Source organism: Kluyvera fluvialis (genome assembly GCF_059725275.1).
In genome coordinates, this window is sequence record NZ_AP046142.1 from 1,731,920 (window position 1) to 1,755,334 (window position 23,415).

Annotated in this window: 20 protein-coding genes; 12 read left to right on the plus strand and 8 right to left on the minus strand. The window is 52.8% G+C overall.

Features of this window, described 5'->3' with window-relative positions:
• Positions 1 to 5: 5 nt before the first annotated feature.
• Together AC6I4B_RS08325 and AC6I4B_RS08330 are read right to left on the minus strand one after the other, a co-directional pair.
• Positions 6 to 983 carry a CobW family GTP-binding protein gene (locus tag AC6I4B_RS08325; protein WP_497770930.1) on the minus strand — a complete coding sequence of 326 codons (978 nt, stop codon included), beginning with the start codon at positions 981 to 983 and terminating at the stop codon, positions 6 to 8.
• Between the two features lie 117 nt (positions 984 to 1,100).
• The gene (locus AC6I4B_RS08330; RefSeq protein ID WP_497770932.1) at positions 1,101 to 2,567 is read right to left on the minus strand and encodes a mannitol dehydrogenase family protein; all 1,467 of its coding nucleotides are present in this window, start codon (positions 2,565 to 2,567) and stop codon (positions 1,101 to 1,103) included.
• A 205-nt stretch (positions 2,568 to 2,772) separates the two neighbouring features.
• On the opposite strand from AC6I4B_RS08330, the gene uxuA reads away from it, so the two are divergent.
• Positions 2,773 to 3,963 (plus strand): mannonate dehydratase, encoded by a 1,191-nt coding sequence (gene uxuA / locus AC6I4B_RS08335; RefSeq protein WP_497770933.1) that lies wholly within the window; start codon positions 2,773 to 2,775, stop codon positions 3,961 to 3,963.
• 193 nt (positions 3,964 to 4,156) lie between these two features.
• On the opposite strand, the gene yeiP is transcribed toward uxuA, so the two are convergent.
• Positions 4,157 to 4,729 carry an elongation factor P-like protein YeiP gene (gene yeiP / locus AC6I4B_RS08340; RefSeq protein ID WP_497770935.1) on the minus strand — a complete coding sequence of 191 codons (573 nt, stop codon included), beginning with the start codon at positions 4,727 to 4,729 and terminating at the stop codon, positions 4,157 to 4,159.
• Between the two features lie 155 nt (positions 4,730 to 4,884).
• Here yeiP and AC6I4B_RS08345 point away from each other — a divergent pair, with 155 nt between their 5' ends.
• Positions 4,885 to 5,139: a YkgJ family cysteine cluster protein gene (locus AC6I4B_RS08345; RefSeq protein ID WP_497770936.1), complete on the plus strand. Its 255-nt coding sequence runs from the start codon at positions 4,885 to 4,887 to the stop codon at positions 5,137 to 5,139.
• Here AC6I4B_RS08345 and setB read toward each other — a convergent pair.
• Positions 5,136 to 6,317: a sugar efflux transporter SetB gene (setB, locus tag AC6I4B_RS08350; RefSeq protein WP_497770938.1), complete on the minus strand. Its 1,182-nt coding sequence runs from the start codon at positions 6,315 to 6,317 to the stop codon at positions 5,136 to 5,138. The two genes, AC6I4B_RS08345 and setB, sit on opposite strands and share 4 nt — an antisense overlap.
• Before the next feature lie 363 nt (positions 6,318 to 6,680).
• Between setB and fruB the strand changes: the two genes are divergently transcribed.
• The 6 genes from fruB (at position 6,681) to AC6I4B_RS08380 (ending at position 13,949) form a co-directional block, all read left to right on the plus strand.
• Positions 6,681 to 7,811 carry a fused PTS fructose transporter subunit IIA/HPr protein gene (gene fruB, locus AC6I4B_RS08355; protein ID WP_497770939.1) on the plus strand — a complete coding sequence of 377 codons (1,131 nt, stop codon included), beginning with the start codon at positions 6,681 to 6,683 and terminating at the stop codon, positions 7,809 to 7,811.
• Positions 7,812 to 8,750, plus strand: a complete 939-nt coding sequence (fruK, locus tag AC6I4B_RS08360; RefSeq protein ID WP_061279419.1) for a 1-phosphofructokinase — start codon at positions 7,812 to 7,814, stop codon at positions 8,748 to 8,750.
• 15 nt (positions 8,751 to 8,765) lie between these two features.
• On the plus strand, positions 8,766 to 10,457 hold the full coding sequence (gene fruA / locus AC6I4B_RS08365) for a PTS fructose transporter subunit IIBC (RefSeq protein ID WP_497770941.1): 1,692 nt from the start codon (positions 8,766 to 8,768) through the stop codon (positions 10,455 to 10,457).
• A gap of 291 nt (positions 10,458 to 10,748) precedes the next feature.
• The gene (locus AC6I4B_RS08370) at positions 10,749 to 11,690 is read left to right on the plus strand and encodes a pseudouridine kinase (protein ID WP_497770942.1); all 942 of its coding nucleotides are present in this window, start codon (positions 10,749 to 10,751) and stop codon (positions 11,688 to 11,690) included.
• On the plus strand, positions 11,678 to 12,613 hold the full coding sequence (locus tag AC6I4B_RS08375; protein ID WP_497770944.1) for a pseudouridine-5'-phosphate glycosidase: 936 nt from the start codon (positions 11,678 to 11,680) through the stop codon (positions 12,611 to 12,613). Before AC6I4B_RS08370 ends, AC6I4B_RS08375 begins: the two co-directional genes overlap by 13 nt.
• An 85-nt stretch (positions 12,614 to 12,698) precedes the next feature.
• Positions 12,699 to 13,949 (plus strand): NupC/NupG family nucleoside CNT transporter, encoded by a 1,251-nt coding sequence (locus tag AC6I4B_RS08380; protein ID WP_497770945.1) that lies wholly within the window; start codon positions 12,699 to 12,701, stop codon positions 13,947 to 13,949.
• 33 nt (positions 13,950 to 13,982) lie between these two features.
• Here AC6I4B_RS08380 and AC6I4B_RS08385 read toward each other — a convergent pair whose 3' ends face one another.
• On the minus strand, positions 13,983 to 14,681 hold the full coding sequence (locus tag AC6I4B_RS08385; protein ID WP_497770947.1) for a transcriptional regulator YeiL: 699 nt from the start codon (positions 14,679 to 14,681) through the stop codon (positions 13,983 to 13,985).
• 129 nt (positions 14,682 to 14,810) lie between these two features.
• Between AC6I4B_RS08385 and rihB the strand changes: the two genes are divergently transcribed.
• Positions 14,811 to 15,743 (plus strand): ribosylpyrimidine nucleosidase, encoded by a 933-nt coding sequence (rihB, locus tag AC6I4B_RS08390; RefSeq protein WP_497770948.1) that lies wholly within the window; start codon positions 14,811 to 14,813, stop codon positions 15,741 to 15,743.
• A 104-nt stretch (positions 15,744 to 15,847) separates the two neighbouring features.
• Entirely contained in the window at positions 15,848 to 17,098 is a 1,251-nt protein-coding gene (locus tag AC6I4B_RS08395) for a NupC/NupG family nucleoside CNT transporter (protein ID WP_497770950.1), read from the plus strand.
• A 347-nt stretch (positions 17,099 to 17,445) separates the two neighbouring features.
• Here the strand turns inward: AC6I4B_RS08395 and AC6I4B_RS08400 are convergent, their stop codons facing one another.
• The 3 genes from AC6I4B_RS08400 to AC6I4B_RS08410 all read right to left on the minus strand — a co-directional run bounded on the left by AC6I4B_RS08400 (position 17,446) and on the right by AC6I4B_RS08410 (position 20,569).
• Complete coding sequence (locus AC6I4B_RS08400) at positions 17,446 to 18,537, minus strand: sugar kinase (RefSeq protein ID WP_497770952.1); 1,092 nt, start codon at positions 18,535 to 18,537, stop codon at positions 17,446 to 17,448.
• A gap of 2 nt (positions 18,538 to 18,539) precedes the next feature.
• A complete protein-coding gene (gene nfo, locus AC6I4B_RS08405; RefSeq protein WP_497770953.1) occupies positions 18,540 to 19,397 on the minus strand; it encodes a deoxyribonuclease IV in 858 nt (285 codons plus the stop codon).
• A 122-nt stretch (positions 19,398 to 19,519) separates the two neighbouring features.
• Complete coding sequence (locus AC6I4B_RS08410) at positions 19,520 to 20,569, minus strand: YeiH family protein (RefSeq protein WP_497770955.1); 1,050 nt, start codon at positions 20,567 to 20,569, stop codon at positions 19,520 to 19,522.
• 116 nt (positions 20,570 to 20,685) lie between these two features.
• On the opposite strand from AC6I4B_RS08410, the gene yieE reads away from it, so the two are divergent.
• Both yieE and AC6I4B_RS08420 read left to right on the plus strand, forming a co-directional pair.
• Positions 20,686 to 21,552, plus strand: a complete 867-nt coding sequence (yieE, locus tag AC6I4B_RS08415; RefSeq protein WP_497770956.1) for a DNA-binding transcriptional regulator YeiE — start codon at positions 20,686 to 20,688, stop codon at positions 21,550 to 21,552.
• 203 nt (positions 21,553 to 21,755) lie between these two features.
• Positions 21,756 to 23,225: an amino acid permease gene (locus tag AC6I4B_RS08420; RefSeq protein ID WP_497770958.1), complete on the plus strand. Its 1,470-nt coding sequence runs from the start codon at positions 21,756 to 21,758 to the stop codon at positions 23,223 to 23,225.
• Positions 23,226 to 23,415 lie beyond the last annotated feature (190 nt).

Genomic DNA, 23,415 nt, shown 5'->3' on the forward strand with positions numbered 1-23,415 from the left:
CGGTTTTAACCTAAACGAAGTTTCAACAGCGCCGTTTGTAGCGTATTCCAGTCCGTTTCGGCGTCATTAATTAGCTCAACGCGGCTATCCGGCGGTGCAACATTCTGCGTTTCGATGTGCAGGTCGGCCCCCTGGCGGTTAATGCGCACCAGGCCTTCCGGGATCCGCATAACGGCTTTCAAACGGGTGACGGGAGCCAACCGCGCCCATTCTAACAGTCCGATAGTGTCGAACTGGGTATCGGCATCAAAAATCCAGCCGCAGGCGTGATATCCCTGGCCCTGATTTACACTGCGCCGCCAACGCTGGTGTTCCGGTAGGCTTAACGCCGCCAGCCCTTTATTGGAGGGGTGAGCGTGTGAGTGCGCGGCGCTGGCCTTTAGCGTTGTGAGGTTACGGCGCGGACTGTCCAACAGGGCGACGTCGATATTACCCTGCGTTGCGTGTACACGCAGGCGATCGCCACCGTAGCGCTGCCACCAATCGTCCATTGCCTGCTGGCTTTGTGGGGTGGCGCGGTCTGATTTATTGCTGACAATAATGTCTGCCGCCGCCAGTTGGTCACGGAAGTTTTCATTACTGACGACTTTCTCATCCAACAACTGGCGTGAATCCATGATGCACAGGGTGGCGCGCAGGTCTATCCACGGCTCGTAAACGGCGGCGGTCAGCAGGTCGAGGATCTGTTTTGGATGACCGAGGCCGGTCGGCTCAATCAATAAACGGTCCGGTTTGCCCTGGCGGAGCAGGGTATTCAAACCGACCTGCATCGGCAGGCCGTTGACGCAGCACATGCAACCGCCGGGGATCTCTTTTAGCAGTGCGCCGCTGTCGGCTAACAATGCACCATCAATGCCCACTTCCCCAAATTCATTGACCAGTACCGCCCATTTTTCATTGGCTGGTTTATTGGCGAGCAGGTGCAGAATTGAGGTCGTTTTGCCGCTACCGAGAAAACCGGTGATCAGATTGGTTTTAGTCACAAAAACTCCAGGCTGGAAACAGTGATATTGAGCACACTTTATCCTGAAGATATTGCAACGAAAAGAGTTGCGTTGTGCGAGCCGGTGGAGAATTGGCTCGCACAACGGTTGATGGCGTTAGTGGTTTAGCGCGGTCAGCAGCGCCTGACGCGCGCCTTGCTGAACCAGATGTTGCCAGGCTTGCTGAATATGGTGCACAAACTGCGGGTTGGCGGGAAGGTCGCTACCGAAGATTTCATGCAGCGTCAGCAAGGCTTCAACCCGGTTATCATCGTGGCTATTGCTCACAATCGTGCCTATTTTTTCCGCCAGTGGGTCGCGGATATCAATGACGTTACCGGCATCATCAACCCCGCTGACATAACGCATCCAGCCTGCGACACCCAGCGCCAGCAGCGGCCAGTGAGTGCCTTCTTTCAGGTGAATGCGGATGCCATCGAGCAGGCGCTGCGGCAGTTTCTGGCTGCCGTCCATCGCAATTTGCCAGGTACGGTGCTGCAACGCTGGGTTACTAAAGCGCTCAATCAGGCTGTCGGCGTAGGTGGCGAGATCCACGCCGGTAATGCGCAGTGTCGGCGCTTGTTCTGCCATCATCAGCTGGCGCGCGGCACGGCGATAGGATTCATCCTGCATACAGTCGCTGATGTGCGCGTAACCCGCCAGATATCCCAGATAGGCGAGGAACGAGTGGCTACCGTTGAGCATCCGCAGTTTCATCTCTTCCCACGGCAGCACGTCATCGACCAGTTGTGCGCCCACGCTGCCCCAGTCAGGCCGCCCGGCGACAAAATTATCTTCAATGACCCACTGAATAAACGGTTCACAACTGATGGCGCAGGGATCTTCAACCCCCAGCTCGCGGGTAATTTCCGCCAGCGAGGTTTCCGTGGCTGCCGGAACGATACGGTCAACCATCGTGCCAGGGAAGCTGACGTGTTCAGCAATCCAGCTTGCTAACTGCGGGTCGCGCCGGGTTGCCATATCGAGCACCGCATTTTTAACCACGTGACCGTTATCAGGAATGTTATCGCAAGAGAGCACGGTAAAGGCCGGAAGGCCACGAACGCGGCGGCGATGCAGCGCTTCAACCAAAATGCCCGGGGCGGAGTGCGGTTCGCCAGGGGTTTGTAGATCGTGGACGATCCGTGGCTGGCTGAGATCTAAATGTCCGGTCGCCGGATCAATGCAATAGCCTTTTTCGGTGATAGTCAGCGACACAATTGCGACCTGTGGCTCACAGAATTTCTCGACGATAGCCTCCAGTGAGTCCAGTTTTGCGTTCAGGCACTCTTTTACTGCCCCGATGATAACCGGCTGGTTACCCGCCGCGCTTTTCTCCATCACCGTAAACAGGTGCTCTTGCTGGCGGAGCTGGCTCATTAGCTGGTCGCCGCTGAACAGGCTGATTTCACAAATCCCCCAATCGCCACCGTGCTGGTTCAACACGCGGTTGGTCATCAGTGCCTGATGGGCGCGGTGAAACGCACCAAAACCGAAGTGCACAATCCGCGAACGTAGCTGTTGTCTATCATAAAGCGGCAATTGTACGTTTGCGGGCAGGGCGACAGAGGCTATTGTCTTCATTGTTTATACATCCAATTAACGATTAATTAACGTTGTCAGTGTAAAGTTATATGACAGCAAATTGAATTGGTGTGCCGTATTTATCGCGGTAATGTGAGCTGGATCAATCAATGCAGGCGGATTATTTGACCCTGCCGATTTAACCTGTATGGTAGTCGTCATTAACGATGTGTTTATTGGTATAACAACTTTAGAGGGTGAGGCAATGGAACAAACCTGGCGTTGGTATGGCCCAAACGATCCGGTATCTCTTGATGATATACGTCAAGCTGGGGCGACAGGTGTCGTCACGGCATTGCACCATATTCCAAACGGTCAGGTATGGCCGGTTGAAGAAATCAAACAGCGTCAGGCTATCTTAGCTGAGAAAGGGCTGACCTGGTCGGTGGTTGAAAGTATTCCGGTGCACGAAGATATCAAAACTCATTCTGGTCAGTACCAGACGTGGATTGCGAACTATCAGCAGAGCATTCGTAACCTGGCAGAGTGCGGTATCGATACCGTGTGCTACAACTTTATGCCCATCCTTGACTGGACGCGTACCGACCTTGAGTACACTCTGGAAGACGGCTCTAAAGCACTGCGTTTTGACCAGATTGCCTTTGCCGCTTTCGAGTTGCATATCCTCAAGCGTGAAGGTGCACAGGCTGATTACACCGCAGAAGAACAGCGTCAGGCGCAAGAATACTTCAACGCCATGACCGAAGCGGATGTGAACAAACTGACCCGCAATATCATTGCTGGCCTGCCGGGTGCGGAAGAGGGTTATACCCTTGACCAGTTCCGCGCGCGTCTGGCGGAATACGACCACATCAGCAAAGATCAACTGCGTGAAAATATGGCGGTATTCCTGCGGGCGATTGTTCCTGTGGCTGAAGAAGTGGGCGTGCGTTTGGCCGTTCACCCGGACGATCCGCCGCGCCCAATCCTCGGCCTGCCGCGTATTGTTTCGACCATCGAAGATATGCAGTGGCTGAAAGAAACCGTTGATAGCATTAATAACGGCTTCACCATGTGCACCGGTTCTTACGGCGTTCGCGCGGATAACGACCTGGTGAAAATGATTGAAACCTTTGGCGATCGTATTCACTTCACGCACCTGCGCTCTACCTGTCGTGAAGACAATCCGAAAACCTTCCACGAAGCTGCGCATTTGCAGGGTGACGTGAACATGGTTGCGGTGGTTGACGCTATCCTGACGGAAGAACAGCGCCGTAAGAAAGCAGGTGACCTGCGCCAGATTCCAATGCGTCCTGACCACGGTCATCAGATGCTGGATGATCTGAAAAAGAAAACCAACCCAGGCTACTCTGCGATTGGTCGTCTGAAAGGTCTGGCGGAAGTGCGCGGCGTTGAGCTGGCGCTGAAAATGACGAAATTCCGCGACCTGCTGTAATTGACGCTTTTTCCCTGTCCTGACCCTCTCCCGGTGGAGAGGGAAACACGGGCGGTGTTTTGGGCCTCGAAACGCCGTCTGGTTCGCTCCAGTGGGATGAGGGCCGGGGTGAGGGGAAGCTCCGTAAAAACGCATTCAAATAAAAAGGACAGCCGTTTGGCTGTCCTTTTTTTATCGCTTAACCGTGGGTGAATTAATCTGCACGGCACATGTAGCGTTTTTCTTCGATATGAATGCGAATTTTTTCGCCAGTGGTCAGGTACTCTGGAACCTGCACCACCAGACCTGTGGTCAGCGTGGCGGGTTTGGTACGGGAGCTGGCGGATGCGCCTTTGATACCCGGAGCGGTTTCTACGATTTCCAGATCTACCGTTTGCGGCAGTTCCAGCGCCAGAACCTGGCCATCCCACAGCAGAACCTGCATATCCGGCATCCCGCCTTCTGGGATAAATTGCAGTTCATCGGCAATCTGGTCGTGGGTAAAGATGTACGGGGTGTAGTCTTCTTTATCCATGAACACGTATTCGTTGCCATCAATATAAGAGAAGTCAACGAAACGACGGTTCAGCGTGACGGTATCCAGCAGATCATCACCTTTGAAACGTTCTTCCACTTTCAGACCCGTGCTGACATCGGAAAAACGCATTTTGTACAGCGTTGCCGCGCCACGGGCGCTCGGTGACTGAATATCAATATTTTTAACAACCAGCAGTTTGCCGTTGTAGTTCAGCACCATACCTTTTTTGATTTCGTTCGCTCTTGGCATTGCATTTATCCTGTGTACAAGGGGGTCTAAAATATCGCGTAAAATTACTCGTGCTGTGCGTTTCAGGCAAGCGGAATTCGAGGGTTTTGCTATCTCTTAATAAAAGGTGATACTGTGCGCAACAACCACCTATTCAACATAACAGAGAACCCGCGATGGAATGTCGTCCGGACTGCGGGGCTTGCTGCACTGCGCCTTCTATTTCCAGCCCCATCCCCGGTATGCCCAACGGCAAACCAGCGAACACGCCATGCGTGCAGCTAGATGAGCATCAGCGCTGTAAAATCTTTGGCTCGCCGCTGCGCCCGAAAGTGTGCGCGGGTCTACAGCCCGCGCGGGATATGTGCGGTGCAACGCGAACCGAGGCCATCACCTATTTATTGCATCTCGAAGCGCTGACTGCGCCTTAAACGTCTTTGATGCGCGTCAGACAAACAATAGTGGCGGCACACAGCCCCAGTGCAATCCAGAACACCGTATGGTAGTTCCAGATTTCTGCCACGATACCGGCCAGTGAACCGGCGATAATCCAGCCAACGCGTGAGGTATTGGCGTACAGAGTGGTTGCCGAACCGGCCTGGCCTGGCATCAGATCCTGAAAATAGAGCATCCCAATCCCGCCAAGAATGCCGATGTAAACTGCGTTCAGCAGTTGCATCGCCAGCAGCAGTATAGGGCTATCAAAGGTCAACATCCCCACGTAGAACAGCAGCCCAGCAATGGCCGCCAGGCGCATCAGGAAGCGTTTTCCAAGACGTTTGGCAAAGTAACCCGCAATCAGCATGGTTGGGATTTCAAGCCCTGCGGCTGTCCCCATCATTATCCCCGCCAGTTTCTCCGGCAGATGCAGTTCATTGATGATATACAGCGGCATATTAATGATGTACAGACTGTTAGTGCCCCACATCAGGGTGCAAATAATGAACAGCAGCAGTGCATCTTTACGGTTGGTACGCGGAGCCTGAACGATAGCGCTTGCCGACGCCGTGCCTTTACGCATCGTGGGTAGAAATATCCACACCATCGCGCCACAGACCACAAACGCCACCGCTGCCGACAGGTACATCACCGTAAAGCCAAAGCCCATTGCCAGCGCATAGGCCAGCGGCGGGCCGATAACCCACGCCAGCGACACCTGCGCACGCATAATCGAGCTGAACATCACCGCCTCACGGCCCGTTTTATCCGCATGTTCGCGGGCGAGGGCGAACATTTGCGGGTTAGCGGTAGAACCGAAGCTACTCAGAAACACGCCGACAAACAGCAAAATAAAGTAGTTGCGGTTCCAGGCAAACAACACGCAGGCCAGCACGCCCAGCAGACAGCAGAAAACAATCAGATTTTTGCGGTCACCGCGTTTATCGGAATAGCTGGCTAAAAACTGGCTGACGAAAATGCCAATAATGGCGCTACCAGTAAAAAAGAAACCCACCATCGCCGGGCGAACGTGCACTTCATTACTGAGGAACAGACTCAACGTCGGAGTCTGGAGCGCACCGGCAATACCGGTTAAAAACGCGACAATCAGAAATGATGACGAGGTGAGATCAAACGAGCGCCGAGGGACGGCGGCGGTACTGTTTTGCATGTTGTTTTATCAGTCACTTTAGGAGAGGCGGGGGAGTGTACGCCGTGACTCAGAAAATGAACAGTAACCGAAATCAAATTCGGCACGAAAAAATCAAAAAACCATTTCAAAAATAGGCTGACATCTAGCTGAAGTGGTTGATGAGTGCCATAATGTGCTTCAGCTTTTGTGGCATGAATGCTAATGAAATGTGCTGTAGATCTAATTTATGCGATCAAATCAGCAGCAAAACTTGCAGGCTAATTAAGAAAGGCACAATATTATTGAAACGTTTCAGCGTCGTCTTCAGCACTTTACCCGCTAAGTACGACGATTTTTTCTCACAAAAGCTGAATCGATTCAATTCAGCGAGCGAGGGGAACCATGTTCCAGTTAACCGTTCAGGATATTCATCCCGGCCAGCAGGCCGCGAATAAAGAAGAGGCTATTCGGCAGGTTGCCGCAGCGTTAGTCAGTGCGGGCAACGTGGCTGACGGTTACGTTGCCGGCATGCTGGCGCGTGAGCAGCAAACTTCCACTTTCCTCGGTAATGGCATTGCCATTCCGCATGGCACTACTGATACCCGTGATCAGGTGCTGAAAACCGGCGTGCAGGTTTTCCAGTTCCCGCAGGGCGTGACCTGGGGCGAAGGGCAAACCGCTTATGTCGCGATTGGTATCGCCGCCAGCTCCGATGAACACCTTGGCCTGCTGCGCCAGTTGACGCATGTGCTGAGTGACGACGACGTCGCTGAACAGCTGAAAACCGTGACAACCGCAGAAGAACTGCGTGCACTGCTGATGGGCGAAAAGCAAAGCGAAGCGCTGAAGCTGGACAACGACATGCTGACGCTGGATGTCAACGCAGGTTCGCTGGTCACGCTACAGGCGCTGAACGCCGCTCGCCTGAAAGAAGCGGGCGCTGCCGATGCCACTTTTGTGTCGCGAGTGATTAACGAACAGCCGCTGAACCTGGGTCAGGGGATCTGGCTGAGCGATTGTGCTGAAGGCAACTTGCGCAGCGCCATTGCGGTGAGCCGTGCGGCCACGCCGTTTAGCGTTGACGATGCTGTTGCCTCGGTGCTGATAACTGTTGCGATGGCCGATGCACAGCCGACAGCCGTGCTGAACCGCCTGGCTAATCTGCTGGTGGATAACAAAGCTGAACGCTTGCTGAAAGCAGATGCTGCAACACTGTTGGCACTGCTGACCAGCGATGATGCCGCCGCTGACGACGTGCTGAGCGAAGAATTTGTCATCCGTAACGAGCATGGTCTTCATGCTCGTCCAGGAACCATGCTGGTGAACACCATCAAAAAATTTACCAGTGATATTACCGTGACCAACCTTGACGGCAGCGGTAAACCAGCCAATGGACGTAGCCTGATGAAGGTCGTCGCGCTGGGTGTTAAGAAAGGTCACCGTCTGCGCTTTACCGCGCAAGGTGACGATGCTCGTCAGGCGCTGGACGCCATTGGCGAAGCGATTGCTTCAGGCCTTGGGGAGGGCGCGTAAATGAGCAGAAGAGTAGCCACAATTACTTTAAATCCGGCCTATGATTTGGTTGGGTTTACACCAGAAGTTGAGCGCGGGGAAGTGAACCTGGTGCGTACCACCGGGCTGCACGCTGCCGGTAAAGGCATCAACGTTGCTAAAGTGCTGAAAGACTTAGGTATCGACGTCACCGTCGGCGGTTTCCTGGGTAAAGATAACCAGGATGGTTTTCAGCAACTGTTCAGCGAGCTGGGCATCGCTAACCGCTTCCAGGTAGTGCAGGGCCGTACTCGTATCAACGTTAAGCTGACTGAAAAAGACGGTGAAGTCACTGATTTCAACTTCTCCGGCTTTGAAGTTACCCCAGCGGATTGGGAGCGTTTTGTTAACGATTCCCTGAGCTGGTTGGGTCAGTTCGACATGGTATGCGTCAGCGGTAGTCTGCCGGCGGGTGTCAGCCCAGAAGCGTTTACCGACTGGATGACGCGTCTGCGTAGCCAGTGCCCATGCATTATTTTCGACAGCAGCCGTGAAGCACTGGTGGCGGGTCTGAAAGCCGCGCCGTGGTTGGTGAAACCGAACCGTCGCGAGCTGGAAATTTGGGCAGGTCGTAAGCTGCCTGAAATGAAAGATGTGATTGATGCCGCTCACGCGCTGCGCGAGCAGGGTATCGCCCATGTCGTTATCTCCCTCGGGGCAGAAGGCGCGCTATGGGTTAACGCATCCGGCGAGTGGCTGGCTAAGCCGCCGTCTGTTGAGGTGGTGAGCACCGTCGGCGCCGGTGATTCTATGGTTGGCGGCCTGATTTATGGCCTGCTGATGCGTGAGTCCAGCGAGCATACTCTGCGTCTGGCAACGGCGGTTGCCGCGCTGGCGGTAAGTCAGAGTAATGTCGGGATTACCGATCGTACCCAGTTGGCCGCGATGATGGCGCGCGTTGACCTGAAACCCTTTAACTAACAGCAGGAGAGGCGTATGAAAACGCTGCTGATTATCGATGCCAAACTCGGACAGGCTCGTGCTTATATGGCGAAGACCCTGCTCAGTACGGCAGCACAGAAAGCACACCTGGAGTTAATTGATAACCCGAATGACGCCGAACTGGCGATCGTCCTGGGGTCGGCACTGCCTGCTGATACCGCGCTGGTCGGTAAGCAGGTTTACCTCGGCGATATTAACCGCGCCGTTTCGCACCCGGAACTGTTCCTGAGCGAAGCAAAATCACATGCTATCGCCTATCAGGCACCGGCTCAGGCCGAGCCTACGGCAAGCGGCGCAGTGAAGCGCATTGTTGCGGTAACTGCCTGCCCAACCGGCGTCGCGCATACCTTTATGGCGGCGGAAGCGATTGAAACCGAAGCCAAAAAACGTGGCCTGTGGGTGAAAGTGGAAACCCGTGGTTCTGTGGGTGCGGGTAACGCGATTACGCCTGAAGAAGTTGAGCAAGCGGATTTGGTTATCGTGGCGGCGGATATCGAAGTGGATCTGGCGAAATTTGCCGGTAAACCGATGTATCGCACTACTACCGGTCTGGCGCTGAAGAAAACCGCGCAGGAGCTGGATAAAGCCATGGTCGAAGCCAAGCCGTATCAACCGGCAGGGCAGAGCAAATCACCGGCCGATACGGCGAAAAAAGAGAGCGCTGGTGGGGCATATCGTCACCTGCTGACCGGCGTTTCCTATATGTTGCCGATGGTGGTTGCCGGTGGTCTGTGTATCGCGCTTTCGTTCGCCTTTGGGATTAAAGCGTTTGAAGTCAAAGGCACGCTGGCAGCGGCGCTGATGCAAATTGGTGGTGCTTCCGCTTTTGCCCTGATGGTCCCTGTACTGGCGGGCTTTATTGCCTTCTCCATTGCTGACCGCCCTGGCCTGACGCCGGGTCTTATCGGCGGTATGTTAGCCGTTAGCGGCGGCTCCGGCTTTATCGGCGGTATCATCGCGGGCTTCATTGCCGGTTATGCCGCGAAGTTTATCAGTACCAAACTGAAGCTGCCGCCAAGCATGGAAGCGCTGAAGCCTATTTTGATAATCCCGCTGATATCCAGCCTGATTGTCGGCCTGGCGATGATCTACCTGATTGGTACGCCGGTTGCGGCGCTGCTGAACTGGCTGACTCACTGGCTGCAAACTATGGGCACGGCGAATGCGGTACTGCTGGGGGCAATTCTCGGTGGCATGATGTGTACCGATATGGGTGGCCCGGTGAACAAAGCGGCATACGCGTTTGGCGTGGGTCTGCTGAGTACCCAAACTTACGCACCGATGGCGGCAATTATGGCGGCCGGTATGGTACCACCGCTGGCGATGGGTATTGCGACGCTGGTTGCGCGTAACAAGTTCGACAAAGGTCAACGCGAAGGCGGTAAAGCGGCGCTGGTACTGGGTCTGTGCTTTATCTCTGAAGGGGCGATTCCGTTCGCGGCTCGTGATCCAATGCGTGTGCTGCCTTGCTGTATCGTGGGTGGCGCGGTAACGGGCGCAATCTCGATGGCGGTAGGTGCGAAACTGATGGCTCCGCACGGCGGTCTGTTCGTCCTGCTGATCCCTGGTGCCATCACCCCGGTGCTGGGTTATCTGGTCGCGATTGTTGTTGGTACGCTGGTGGCGGGCCTCTCTTACGCGGTGCTGAAGCGCCCTGAAGGTGACGTTGTTGCCAAAGCGGCTTAATTAACCTCACACCTCAAGGGCAGAGTTTACTCTGCCCTTTTTTTATTCCCTTGCTGCAATCTGTGCTCTACCTCTCAAATTTTTTCTCGCTTGCAATCTGTATCTATAAAAAATTGTGATTCTGTTCATATCTATTCGCTTTAGGTCTTGCGGATGGATTTACTTTATCTAAAACACGCATATTATGAACACATGTTTGTTAGTGAACACGTGCTCTAATAATCAGTAATGTAGTGATTAATATCCTTAACGAACTCATTTTCATGGCAACTTATTGCCAGAGGACGTGCTATGCGTGAAAAGGAATACATCGTAACCGTTGGCTCTGCCAATATGGATGTTGCAGGGTATTCGCATTCCCATTTAAATTATGCGGATTCAAATCCGGGAAAAATTAAATTCACCCCAGGCGGCGTGGGGCGCAATATTGCGCATAACCTGGCGCTATTGGGAAAACCCTCATGGCTATTGACGGCGGTCGGCAGTGATTTTTATGGTCAGTCTTTATTAGCGCAAACTAACCAATCTGGCGTTCACGTTGATAAATGTCTGGTAGTGCCCGATGAAAATACATCAAGTTATTTATCGCTACTCGATAATACCGGCGAAATGCTTGTGGCTATTAATGACATGAGTATTACCGAACATATTTCGGCTCAGTTTTTAGCTCAACACGTTGATTTTATTCGCGGTGCGAAAGTGATTGTCGCTGACTGCAATATTAGCGAAGACGCCCTGGCCTGGATTCTCGATAACGCTGGCGATGTGCCGGTCTTTGTAGACCCGGTTTCCGCGTGGAAGTGCGTAAAAATACGTGAACGTCTTGGCCAAATTCACACCCTCAAACCCAACCGCCTTGAAGCAGAAACGCTCAGCGGCATAGCGCTCTCTGGGCGAGATGACGTCGGCAAAGTCGCTCAGTGGTTTCATGCGAATGGTTTAAATCGTCTGGTGCTCAGCATGGGCGGAGACGGTGTTTATTACAGCGATATTGACGGCGAAAGCGGCTGGTCACTGCCGATAAAAACCCACGTCGTTAATGTTACCGGCGCAGGTGACGCCATGATGGCAGGGCTTGCTTCCTGCTGGATGGACGGAATGTCTTTTATTGATGCGGTTAAATTTGCGCAGGGTTGTTCATCAATGGCGCTGGCCTGTGAATATACCAACAACCCTGATTTATCTGTTGCGAATGTTACATCGTTAGTGGAGAACACAGAATGTCTGAATTAACTCTTTCCTCTGAATTATTACAAATTTCGCCAGAAGTCCAGGAAGCCTTAAAAAGTAATAAACCTATTGTCGCGCTGGAATCGACAATTATTTCTCACGGCATGCCTTTCCCGCAAAATGCGCAGACGGCAATTGAAGTTGAAGAAACAATTCGTAAACACGGCGCTGTACCTGCCACCATCGCTATTATTGGCGGTGTGATGAAAGTGGGTTTGAGTACCGAAGAAATTGAATTATTAGGCCGCGAAGGGCATAACGTAATTAAAGTTAGCCGCCGTGATTTACCGTTTGTGGTTGCTGCCGGTAAAAATGGTGCTACGACCGTGGCGTCCACCATGATTATTGCTGCTCTGGCGGGGATTCATGTATTTGCGACCGGTGGTATCGGTGGTGTGCACCGTGGTGCGGAACATACTTTTGATATTTCGGCAGACCTGCAAGAGCTGGCGCATACCAATGTCACGGTAGTGTGTGCGGGCGCGAAATCTATTCTCGATTTGGGATTAACCACTGAATATTTAGAAACCTTCGGTGTGCCGCTGATCGGTTATCAAACAACCGCGCTGCCAGCATTTTTCTGCCGTACCAGCCCGTTTGACGTCAGCATCCGCCTCGACAGTGCAAAAGAGATTGCTCGTGCGATGGCGGTGAAATGGCAGGCTGGCCTCAACGGTGGGCTGGTGGTAGCGAACCCAATCCCGGAACAGTTTGCGATGGCTGAAGAGAGCATTAACGCAGCCATTGACCAGGCGGTGAGAGAAGCCGAAGAGCAGGGCGTAGTCGGCAAAGAGAGCACACCGTTCCTGCTGGCGCGCGTTGCTGAACTTACCGGCGGCGACAGCCTGAAATCCAATATCCAGTTGGTGTTCAACAACGCCGTGCTGGCTTGCGAGATTGCTAAAGAGTACCAACGTCTCGCCTGATAAATCCTCACGGGCAGAGAGCTGTCGCCCGCGATACCTAAACCTGGCTTAACGCCGGGTTTCCTGGCATGAAGGGAAAATCATTATGGACATAATGAGAAGTGTGATGGGTATGGTGGTCTTACTGGCAATCGCATTTTTGCTGTCAGTAAACAAAAAACGCATTAGCTTACGTACCGTCGGGGCAGCGTTGGTGCTGCAAATCGCCATCGGTGGGATTATGCTCTATTTCCCGCCGGGCAAATGGCTGGTGGAACAGGCCGCGCTGGGCGTGCATAAAGTGATGTCTTACAGCGACGCGGGGAGCGCATTTATCTTTGGCTCGCTGGTGGGGCCAAAAATGGATGTGCTTTTTGACGGTGCGGGATTTATCTTTGCTTTCCGCGTGTTACCGGCGATCATTTTTGTTACCGCGTTGATAAGCCTGCTCTACTATATTGGCGTGATGGGGCTGCTGATCCGTATTCTCGGCGGCATTTTCCAGAAAGCGCTGAATATCAGCAAAATAGAATCGTTTGTTGCTGTCACCACCATTTTCCTCGGGCAAAACGAGATCCCGGCGATTGTGAAGCCATTTATCGACCGTCTTAACCGCAACGAGCTGTTTACCGCTATTTGTAGCGGGATGGCGTCCATTGCTGGTTCTATGATGATTGGCTATGCCGGAATGGGCGTACCGATTGACTATCTGTTAGCGGCGTCATTGATGGCGATTCCAGGCGGGATCCTGTTTGCGCGAATGCTCAGCCCGGCAACGGAAGAATCACAGGTTTCGTTCGAGAATTTATCGTTCACCGAAACACCGCCGAAAAGCATTATCGAAGCGGCGGCAAGCGGTGCGATGACGGGGCTGAAAATTGCCGCCGGTGTGGCAACGGTGGTGATGGCGTTTGTGGCGATTATCGCGCTGATTAACGGCATTATCGGCGGTATTGGTGGCTGGTTCGGCTTTGGTCACGCCACGCTTGAAGGGATCTTTGGTTACGTGCTGGCTCCGCTTGCCTGGATTATGGGCGTGGACTGGTCTGATGCGACGCTTGCGGGTAGCCTGATTGGGCAGAAGCTGGCGATTAACGAATTTGTTGCCTACCTCAACTTCTCACCGTATCTCCAGACCGGCGGCGCACTGGACATGAAAACCATTGCGATTATCTCTTTCGCCCTGTGCGGTTTCGCTAACTTTGGCTCGATTGGTGTGGTGGTTGGTGCGTTTTCTGCCATTGCGCCACAGCGCGCGCCGGAAATTGCCCAGCTAGGGATGCGAGCGCTGGCGGCAGCGACACTTTCTAACCTGATGAGCGCAACGATTGCCGGTTTCTTTATTGGGCTGGCATAACGTTATGGCGCGCCAGATTAGCTGGCGCGCTGCTTAATGCAATAAAGCTGTTAAATTATTTTCTGGATCCATCTCAAGCGCTAACGCCGTTAATCTTTCTTTATTTTTAATGGCGTAACCTTTTTTTTGTTTTAGTAACAAACCATCCTGTACCAACTGGGCAATTACATATAAAAAGTGGCGATAGGTCACACCCATATATTCTGCTGCTTGCGTATGTTTTTCACTATAAAGAGAGTCATGCTGCGTTAATAAAATAAAAGCCGCAAGACGGTTTACTAACGGAAATGACTGGTTTTGCGTGAGTGAAACAATATTATGGTAATTCTTATGGCTTAATGCGATACAAAGCTGACGCAGAAATATCGCATCGTTTAATAATAATGGCCGAAATGACTTCATGGGTAACGCTAGGCACCAGCATGTTTCAATAGCCTGAACGGCGCGTGGTTCGTGCCCGGCATCAACTAACTCAATTTCGCCAATAAAGCAGGGCGCGCCAAAAAAATCAATCAGCGATACTCGCCCGTTAGCGAGCGTTGCGTACAGCTTGGCTCGCCCTCGAACCAGGTAAAACAGGTACGCCGGCTGGCTTCCCTCCCGCACGATGTAGTCCCCCGCAGCGATATGAAACAAACGGGTTTCATGCAAAACATCAATAGAAAAACACGCTTTATAATTAGAATCGCTAATGAGTTGTTGCCGGAGAAGGTCATTCTGGATTTCTTTCACGATGGTTTCCCGGTATGAGATTTCTCATATTCAGCATACGTTTTCTGTCGTTATGATTCAATCATCGACCCGCTTTAGTTTTCTTTGGTAAAGCGAAAATAACGTTACAGCGAACAGAGGGAATAAGAAATGGCAAGAACAAAAATTATTCTTGATTGCGATCTAGGGCATGATGATGCGATTGCAATGATGATGGCAGCGAAACATCCTGCCATAGATTTGTTGGGTATTACTATCGTGGCAGGAAATCAAACGCTGGATAAAACATTGGTCAATGGATTAAATGTTTGTCAGAAACTCAATATTAATGTCCCGGTTTATGCCGGAATGCCGCAGCCGATTATGCGTCAACAAATTGTCGCCGATAATATTCATGGCGAATCGGGTCTGGATGGCCCGGTTTTTGAGCCGCTTACCCGTGAAGCCGAAAGCACCCATGCCGTTAAATATATTATCGACACGCTGATGGCAAGCGATGGCGATATTACGTTGGTTCCCGTCGGGCCGTTGACCAACATTGCGGTAGCCATGCGAATGCAGCCCGCTATTTTGCCGAAAATCCATGAAATTGTTCTGATGGGCGGGGCATACGGAACCGGTAACTTTACCCCGTCAGCGGAGTTTAACATCTTCGCAGACCCTGAAGCGGCGCGTGTCGTTTTCACCTCTGGCGTCCCGCTGGTGATGATGGGGCTAGACCTGACCAACCAAACGGTGTGCACCGCTGACGTGATAGCGCGGATGGAAAAAGCCGGTGGCCCGGCAGGGCAACTGTTCAGCGACATCATGAATTTCACCCTTAAAACGCAATTCGAAAACTACGGTTTAGCCGGTGGGCCGGTACATGACGCGACCTGTATCGGTTATCTGATTAACCCGCAGGGGATTAAAACACAGGAAATGTACGTAGAGATCGACGTGAACAGCGGCCCATGCTACGGGCGCACTGTCTGTGATGAGCTCGGTGTGCTGGGCAAGCCTGCGAATGCGAAGGTCGGTATTACCATTGATACCGACTGGTTCTGGGACTTAGTCGAAGAGTGCGTGCGTAAATATATTTAACCCGGCAACTGGCCTGCACGGGAAAGATGCAGGCCGCTAAAACCCAATGGGCAGTATGCGGTCGCCCGTTATGTGTTCAGAACTGGCATAACGAGATAACCATTATGGATGTCATGAGAAGTGTTCTGGGGATGGCGGTATTACTGATAATTGCTTTTCTGTTGTCGGTGAATAAAAAACGTATCAGCCTGCGTACCGTTGGGGCGGCGCTGGCGCTGCAATGTGTCATTGGCGGTGTGATGCTCTATTTTCCTCCGGGGAAATGGCTGGCGGAGCAGGCCGCAATGGGCGTGCATAAAGTCATGACCTACAGCGATGCCGGAAGCGCCTTTATTTTTGGCTCACTCGTCGGGCCGAAAATGGACGCGGTCTTTGACGGCGCAGGGTTTGTATTTGCCTTCCGTGTGCTACCCGCCATTATCTTTATCACCGCTCTGGTGAGCCTGCTGTATTACATCGGTGTGATGGGGTGGCTGATTCGTATTCTTGGCGGGATTTTCCAGAAAGCGCTGAATATCAGCAAGATAGAATCATTTGTCGCGGTAACAACGATTTTCCTCGGGCAAAATGAGATCCCGGCTATCGTGAAGCCCTTTATGGACAGGCTCAACCGCAATGAGCTGTTTACTGCTATCTGTAGTGGAATGGCGTCGATTGCTGGATCGACGATGATCGGTTACGCCGGGCTGGGTGTTCCGATTGATTATTTATTGGCGGCGTCGCTGATGGCCATTCCCGGCGGGATCCTGTTCGCGCGGATACTTAGCCCGGCAACGGAGGTATCACAGGTTTCATTCGAGAATTTATCGTTCACGGAAACGCCGCCGAAAAGCATTATCGAGGCGGCGGCAAGCGGCGCGATGGCTGGCCTGAAAATTGCCGCCGGTGTGGCAACGGTGGTGATGGCGTTTGTGGCGATAATTGCGCTGATTAACGGCATTATCGGTGGCATTGGTGGCTGGTTTGGTTTTGGACACGCCACGCTTGAAGGGATTTTTGGCTATCTTCTTGCGCCTTTGGCCTGGCTGATGGGCGTTGACTGGGCTGATTCTACGCTGGCGGGGAGCCTGATTGGGCAAAAGCTGGCGATTAACGAGTTTGTCGCTTACCTCAACTTTTCGCCATATTTACAGACTGCGGGGGCGCTGGATGTAAAAACCATTGCCATTATCTCTTTCGCCCTGTGTGGTTTCGCTAACTTTGGCTCAATTGGCGTGGTGGTTGGGGCGTTTTCCGCCATCGCGCCACAGCGCGCGCCGGAAATTGCTCAACTGGGGCTGAGGGCGCTGGCAGCGGCGACGCTCTCTAACCTGATGAGCGCGACGATTGCCGGTTTCTTTATTGGCCTGGCATAACTGAAAACTGTAATGCTGGTCAGTTCAGCGCCACATTCCGTTCACCTGATGTTTTGTAGAACATGAAGCCTCTGTTCCTGTGAACGGGTCAAGGGGGACTGCCGAGTCCCCCTTAACAATCCCTGCGGCCCCGCAGGGAAATCGGTGCTTCGCACTGCGCTCGCCTGCGAACTCCAGCCTGCGGCTCGCCGATTTCTATCGGGGACTCATCGGTTTCAGTAACTCTGGTTGTTGCTATTCATTCAAAGACCGCACTGACATGGGCGGCGATACTAAAAGTAGAACGCCCCTTAACTGACCAACATTAGCCGGATAGCGTCGTTTTACGCGTTATCCGGCTTACGCCATCAGCAATTGTGCTGGAGCAGATACAGCGCGTTATCTGCGGAAAGCGTCGGGTTGTTAATGCTGACGCTGGCGCGTGATAATGCCGCGCAGGCCATCGCGAAGTTCGCGCTATCGCGGAAATCGCTTCCCTCCAGAAAACTGTAAATCAGCCCCGCCATAAAGCCGTCATCGGCTCCAAAACGGTCGATGACCGGGTGCGCGGGGGGCGTGAGTAAGAACTGCTCGCCGCCTTTCTGGCTGCAAAAGACCGACTCATCTTCCAGACAGACAAAAATCTGCTGAATGCCTTGCTGATGCAGGTCATTCACCGCCTGAGTGCGTTCAGCATCCGACGTGATAGGCTGCCCCCACAGGATCTCCAGCTCTTTTTGCGTCGGCTTTAGCGTATGAATGCGGGAGTACCAGGTCTTAATTTTGCCCGCTTTAAATTCAGAAACGGTATCAATAAAGACCGGGATATCATCTGCAATCGTAAAGACCCACTCAATGGCTTCTGGCGTCAGGTTACAGTCCGCCAGCACCACGCCGGAGTGGCGAATTAAATCGCGTGAACCGTTCAATAACTGTGGCGTCAGCTGTTGCAGAATATGAGTATCGTTAATCGCCAGCACCGTATCTTCTTGCTGATTCGCAATCGAGAGATAGGTCGAGGTGTTATGCCCGTGCAGACGAATACAGCTCGACACATTAACACCGGCCTGGCGGGTTTGCTCCAGTAGCGTTTCACCGTAAAAATCGCTGCCGACGGCAGAAATCAGATGCACATCGCGACCAAGCAGCGCCAGATTATGCGCAATGTTGCGCCCGACGCCGCCTGCGGAACAGAGAATACTGCCAGGGTGAGAGGCGGCCTGCGGATAATGAATATCTGCCACGCCGCGAATATCCATATTGATAGCCCCAACGACAACACAATAATCCTGCTCGGTAAGAATATAACCTTTACCTTTGATCATCCCTTTGCGCATCAGATCCATAATATGGGCGGCGACGCGTGAGCGGCTGATCTGCAAAATGTCCGCAATTTCGTTTTGCTGAATGAGCGGGTTGCGACGCAGGATTTTAAGTATCTGTTTTTCCCTGTCGTTCATGATTACGCAACCGCCTTTTCAGTCTGCTGTGCTTTCAGCCAGGCAATTTCTTCTGCCCAGATATCAGGGTTAGTGGTTTCCAGTACCAGCGGGATACCGTCGAAACGGTCGTCTTGCATAATCCAACGGAATGCATCGTGGCCAATATTGCCTTCACCCAAACTTTGGTGACGGTCAACGCGGCTGCCGAAGGTGCTTTTGGCATCGTTAAGGTGCATCCCGCGCAGGTAGTTAAAACCGACAATACGCTCAAATTCAGCGAAGGTTTTCGCGCAGGCTTCAGTGGTGCGCAGGTCATAACCGGCGGCAAACGCGTGGCAGGTGTCGATACAGACGCCAACGCGGGATTTATCCTCTACGCCGTCGATAATTGCCGCCAGATGTTCAAACTTGAAGCCGAGGTTGCTGCCTTGCCCGGCGGTGTTCTCGATAACCGCCGTAACGCCTTCCGTTTGTGCCAGCGCGATGTTGATGGATTCCGCTATCAGTGCCAGGCATTTGTCTTCGTCAATCTGTAGCAGATGGCTACCCGGGTGGAAGTTCAGCAGCGTTAAACCTAACTGCTGGCAGCGGCTCAGCTCATCAATAAAGGCTTCACGCGATTTCTCCAGCGCTTCTTCCACCGGGTGACCTAAGTTAATCAGGTAGCTGTCATGCGGCAGGATTTGTGCCGGTGTGTAGTGATATTTTTCACACGCGGCTTTGAAATCGTCGATGACTTCGGTGGTTAACGGTGCTGCGCGCCACTGGCGCTGATTTTTGGTGAACAGGGCAAAGGCGGTCGCTTCGATTTCTGCGGCTCGAATAGCCGCATTAGCCAGGCCGCCAGCGGCGCTTACGTGCGCTCCAATGTATTTCATAAATTAAACCCGCCATACTCAAAAGGGGAGAGTATAGCGGGTTAGCGAGGCTTATACACCTCATCCGTCAGGCGGCTTTGGCGTGGGTTACGCTCATTTGCCGCCTGAATGGTCTAGCTGGTTTATGCCATCAATGCGTGGACGAAAAGGTTAATCGCGCCACCGCCGACAATCAGCCAAACGAACAGCACCAGCGCCATCAGCAGTGGTTTCGCCCCCGCTTTTTTCAGCGCGCTAACGTGGGTTGTTACCCCCAGCGCCGCCATCGCCATAGCCAGCAGAATGGTGTCCAGTGTGATAAGCATCTGCACTACACTCTGCGGCAGCAGGTGGAATGAGTTAAAGATAGCCACCACGATGAACAGAATCGCAAACCACGGAATGGTAATTTTACTTTTCTGCGCGGCGTTAGCCGGAGCCAACTGTTTTACTCGCGCCGCCAGCAGCAGCAAGAACGGAGCCAGCATCATTACGCGCAGCATTTTTGCGATAACCGCTGCGTTTTCGGTTTCCGGGCTAACCGCGTGGCCTGCCGCGACAACTTGCGCCACTTCATGCATGGTTGAACCGATGTAAATACCGAATGTTTCCGGGCTAAACCAGTGCGCTACCAGCGGATACATGGCTGGGTAAAGGAAAATCGCCAGTGTACCGAAGATAACCACCGTCGCGACGGCCACCGTCACTTTGCTGGCCTCTGCTTTCACTACCGGTTCGGTTGCCAGCACGGCGGCAGCACCGCAAATACTGCTACCCGCGCCAATCAGCCAACTGGTGTGTTTATCCAGACCAAACACTTTTTGCCCTAACCAGCAGGCCATCATAAAGGTGGTGGTCAGCGTGAGCGCATCAATAATGATGCCGCTGATACCCACGTCAGCAATCTGCGAGAACGTCAAACGGAAACCATACAGAATGATCCCCAGGCGCAGTAAATGCTGTTTGGCAAAGATCACACCGCCATCGCAGGACTGCCATAGTTTTGGGTACACCGTGTTACCGATGACCATCCCGAATAGAATCGCCAGCGTCAGCGCGCTAAAACCGGCGCCAGCAATGGCTGGAACGCTACCCGCCCAGACTGCCGCACCAGTAATCACGGCACTCAGCGCGAGACCAGGGATAAAGTGCATAATACTTCGATGATGCGTCTGTAACGTAGCCTGTGTCATAACCCTCTCCTTTGTCTGGCTAAAAGGTTACGCTTTGCTGGTTTAAATATAAAATTGATTATATATTTATAATTAATCGTAATAAGTGGTAAGCGCTGACGCTGAAAGGGGAAGATATGCATATCACGCTGCGGCAGTTAGAAGTTTTTGCAGAAGTGCTGAAGAGCGGTTCGACGACTCAGGCTTCACAGATGCTGGCGTTATCTCAATCAGCGGTTAGCGCGGCGCTGACCGATCTGGAAGGGCAGCTCGGCGTGCAGTTGTTTGACCGCGTCGGCAAACGGCTGGTGGTCAATGAACACGGGCGCTTGTTATACCCGCGTGCGCTGGCGTTGCTGGAGCAAGCCGGTGAAATTGAACAACTGTTCCGTGAAGATAACGGCGCGATCCGCGTCTACGCCAGTAGCACCATCGGTAACTATATTTTGCCGGGGGTGATTGCGCGCTATCGCAAAGATTATCCTTCGTTGCCGCTGGAGCTGAGCGTGGGCAACAGCCAGGATGTGATTAATGCGGTGGCTGATTTTCGCGTCGATATTGGGCTAATTGAAGGCCCGTGCCACTCGGCTGACATTATCGCCGAGCCGTGGCTTGATGATGAGCTGGTGGTTTTCTGTGCGCCGAACAGCGTGTGGGTGCAGGGGGAAGTCACGCTAGATAAGCTGGCGTTAGCGCCGTGGATCTTGCGCGAAAAAGGCTCAGGTACGCGGGAAATCGTCGATTATCTTTTGCTTTCTCATCTGCCGCATTTCCTGATGGGCATGGAGCTTGGCAACTCTGAGGCGATTAAACATGCCGTTCGCCATGATTTGGGGATTAGTTGCCTGTCTCGCCGTGTTATCGCCGAGCAACTGGCGGCTGGATCGCTGGTTGAAGTGGTCATCCCATTGCCAAAATTGAATCGCACCCTGTGGCGTATTCATCATCGGCAAAAGCACTTGTCCAAAGCCCTACAGCGTTTTTTACATTATTGCGCCAGCTAACGATCACGACAAAGTGAGCGGTTGAAAAGCTAATGTGATGTTTTTGCATGATTTCAGCAAATTTGTGTTAATGCCGAGTTTGATCTTTACTAATAATCTCGAGTCAATCATGAAGCTCTCTTATAACTGCGCATTTCTACCGTGATATGACCGATTCGTCTGTTACAATCGCGCCTCATTTTTTGGATGGATAGTATTTTCACATGGGTTCCGAAACGAAAACCACACAAGCGCCCGCGCTACGTCGCGAACTCAAGGCGCGTCACCTGACGATGATCGCGATTGGCGGTTCCATCGGTACGGGTCTTTTTGTTGCTTCCGGTGCAACCATTTCTGCGGCGGGGCCTGGCGGCGCGCTGTTTTCCTATATCCTGATTGGCCTGATGGTGTACTTCCTGATGACCAGTCTGGGTGAACTGGCCGCCTATATGCCGGTTTCCGGTTCCTTCGCTACCTATGGTCAGAACTATGTTGAAGAAGGCTTTGGCTTCGCGCTGGGCTGGAACTACTGGTACAACTGGGCGGTGACTATCGCCGTTGACCTCGTCGCCGCACAACTGGTGATGAACTGGTGGTTCCCGGACACTCCAGGCTGGATCTGGAGCGCGCTGTTCCTGTGCGTCATCTTCCTGCTGAACTACATCTCGGTGAAGGGCTTTGGTGAAGCGGAATACTGGTTCTCACTGATTAAAGTCGCCACCGTGATTATCTTTATCATCGTCGGTGTGATGATGATTGTGGGCATCTTCAAAGGTGCGCAACCAGTCGGCTGGAGCAACTGGACAACCGGCGATGCGCCGTTTGCCGGTGGCTTGTCGGCAATGATTGGCGTGGCGATGATTGTCGGCTTCTCCTTCCAGGGGACGGAGTTGATTGGTATCGCCGCCGGTGAATCTGAAGACCCAGAAAAGAACATCCCACGCGCGGTACGTCAGGTATTCTGGCGAATCCTGCTGTTCTATGTCTTCGCTATCCTGATTATCAGCTTGATCATTCCGTATACCGATCCAAGCCTGCTGCGTAATGATGTTAAAGACATCTCCGTTAGCCCGTTCACGCTGGTATTCCAGCACGCTGGCCTGCTGTCTGCGGCGGCGGTGATGAACGCTGTTATCCTGACGGCAGTGCTGTCGGCGGGTAACTCCGGGATGTATGCCTCAACGCGTATGCTCTACACTCTGGCGTGTGATGGTAAAGCGCCGCGTATCTTCGCCAAGCTGTCTCGTGGCGGCGTCCCGCGCAATGCGCTGTATGCTACGACGGTGATTGCGGGTCTGTGCTTCCTGACCTCTATGTTTGGCAACCAAACCGTTTACCTGTGGCTGCTGAATACCTCCGGGATGACGGGCTTTATCGCCTGGTTAGGCATTGCGATTAGCCACTATCGTTTCCGCCGTGGTTATGTGATGCAGGGGCATGATATTAACAACCTGCCATACCGTTCCGGGTTCTTCCCGCTGGGGCCAATCTTCGCGTTTGTTCTGTGCCTGATTATCACCCTCGGTCAGAACTACGAGGCTTTCCTGGCAGACACCATTGACTGGGGCGGCGTTGCGGCAACCTACATCGGTATCCCGCTGTTCCTGGTGATTTGGTTTGGCTATAAGCTGACTCGCGGTACGCACTTCGTTCGTTATAGCGAAATGCATTTCCCGGAACGCTTTAAAAAGTAACATCTGCCTTGCTGACTAAGCCTCTCTTCGGAGAGGCTTTTTTTATGTCTGCGCTTGCTAAATGGTCATAACTGTTTACGCGTTGACATAACTTTAAACAACCTTAATTGATAATTGTTATCATTACGTTTATCATCACGCCTCATATAAAGAGATGAAGCCACTCCACTCCATGCGTGCTAATACGCTG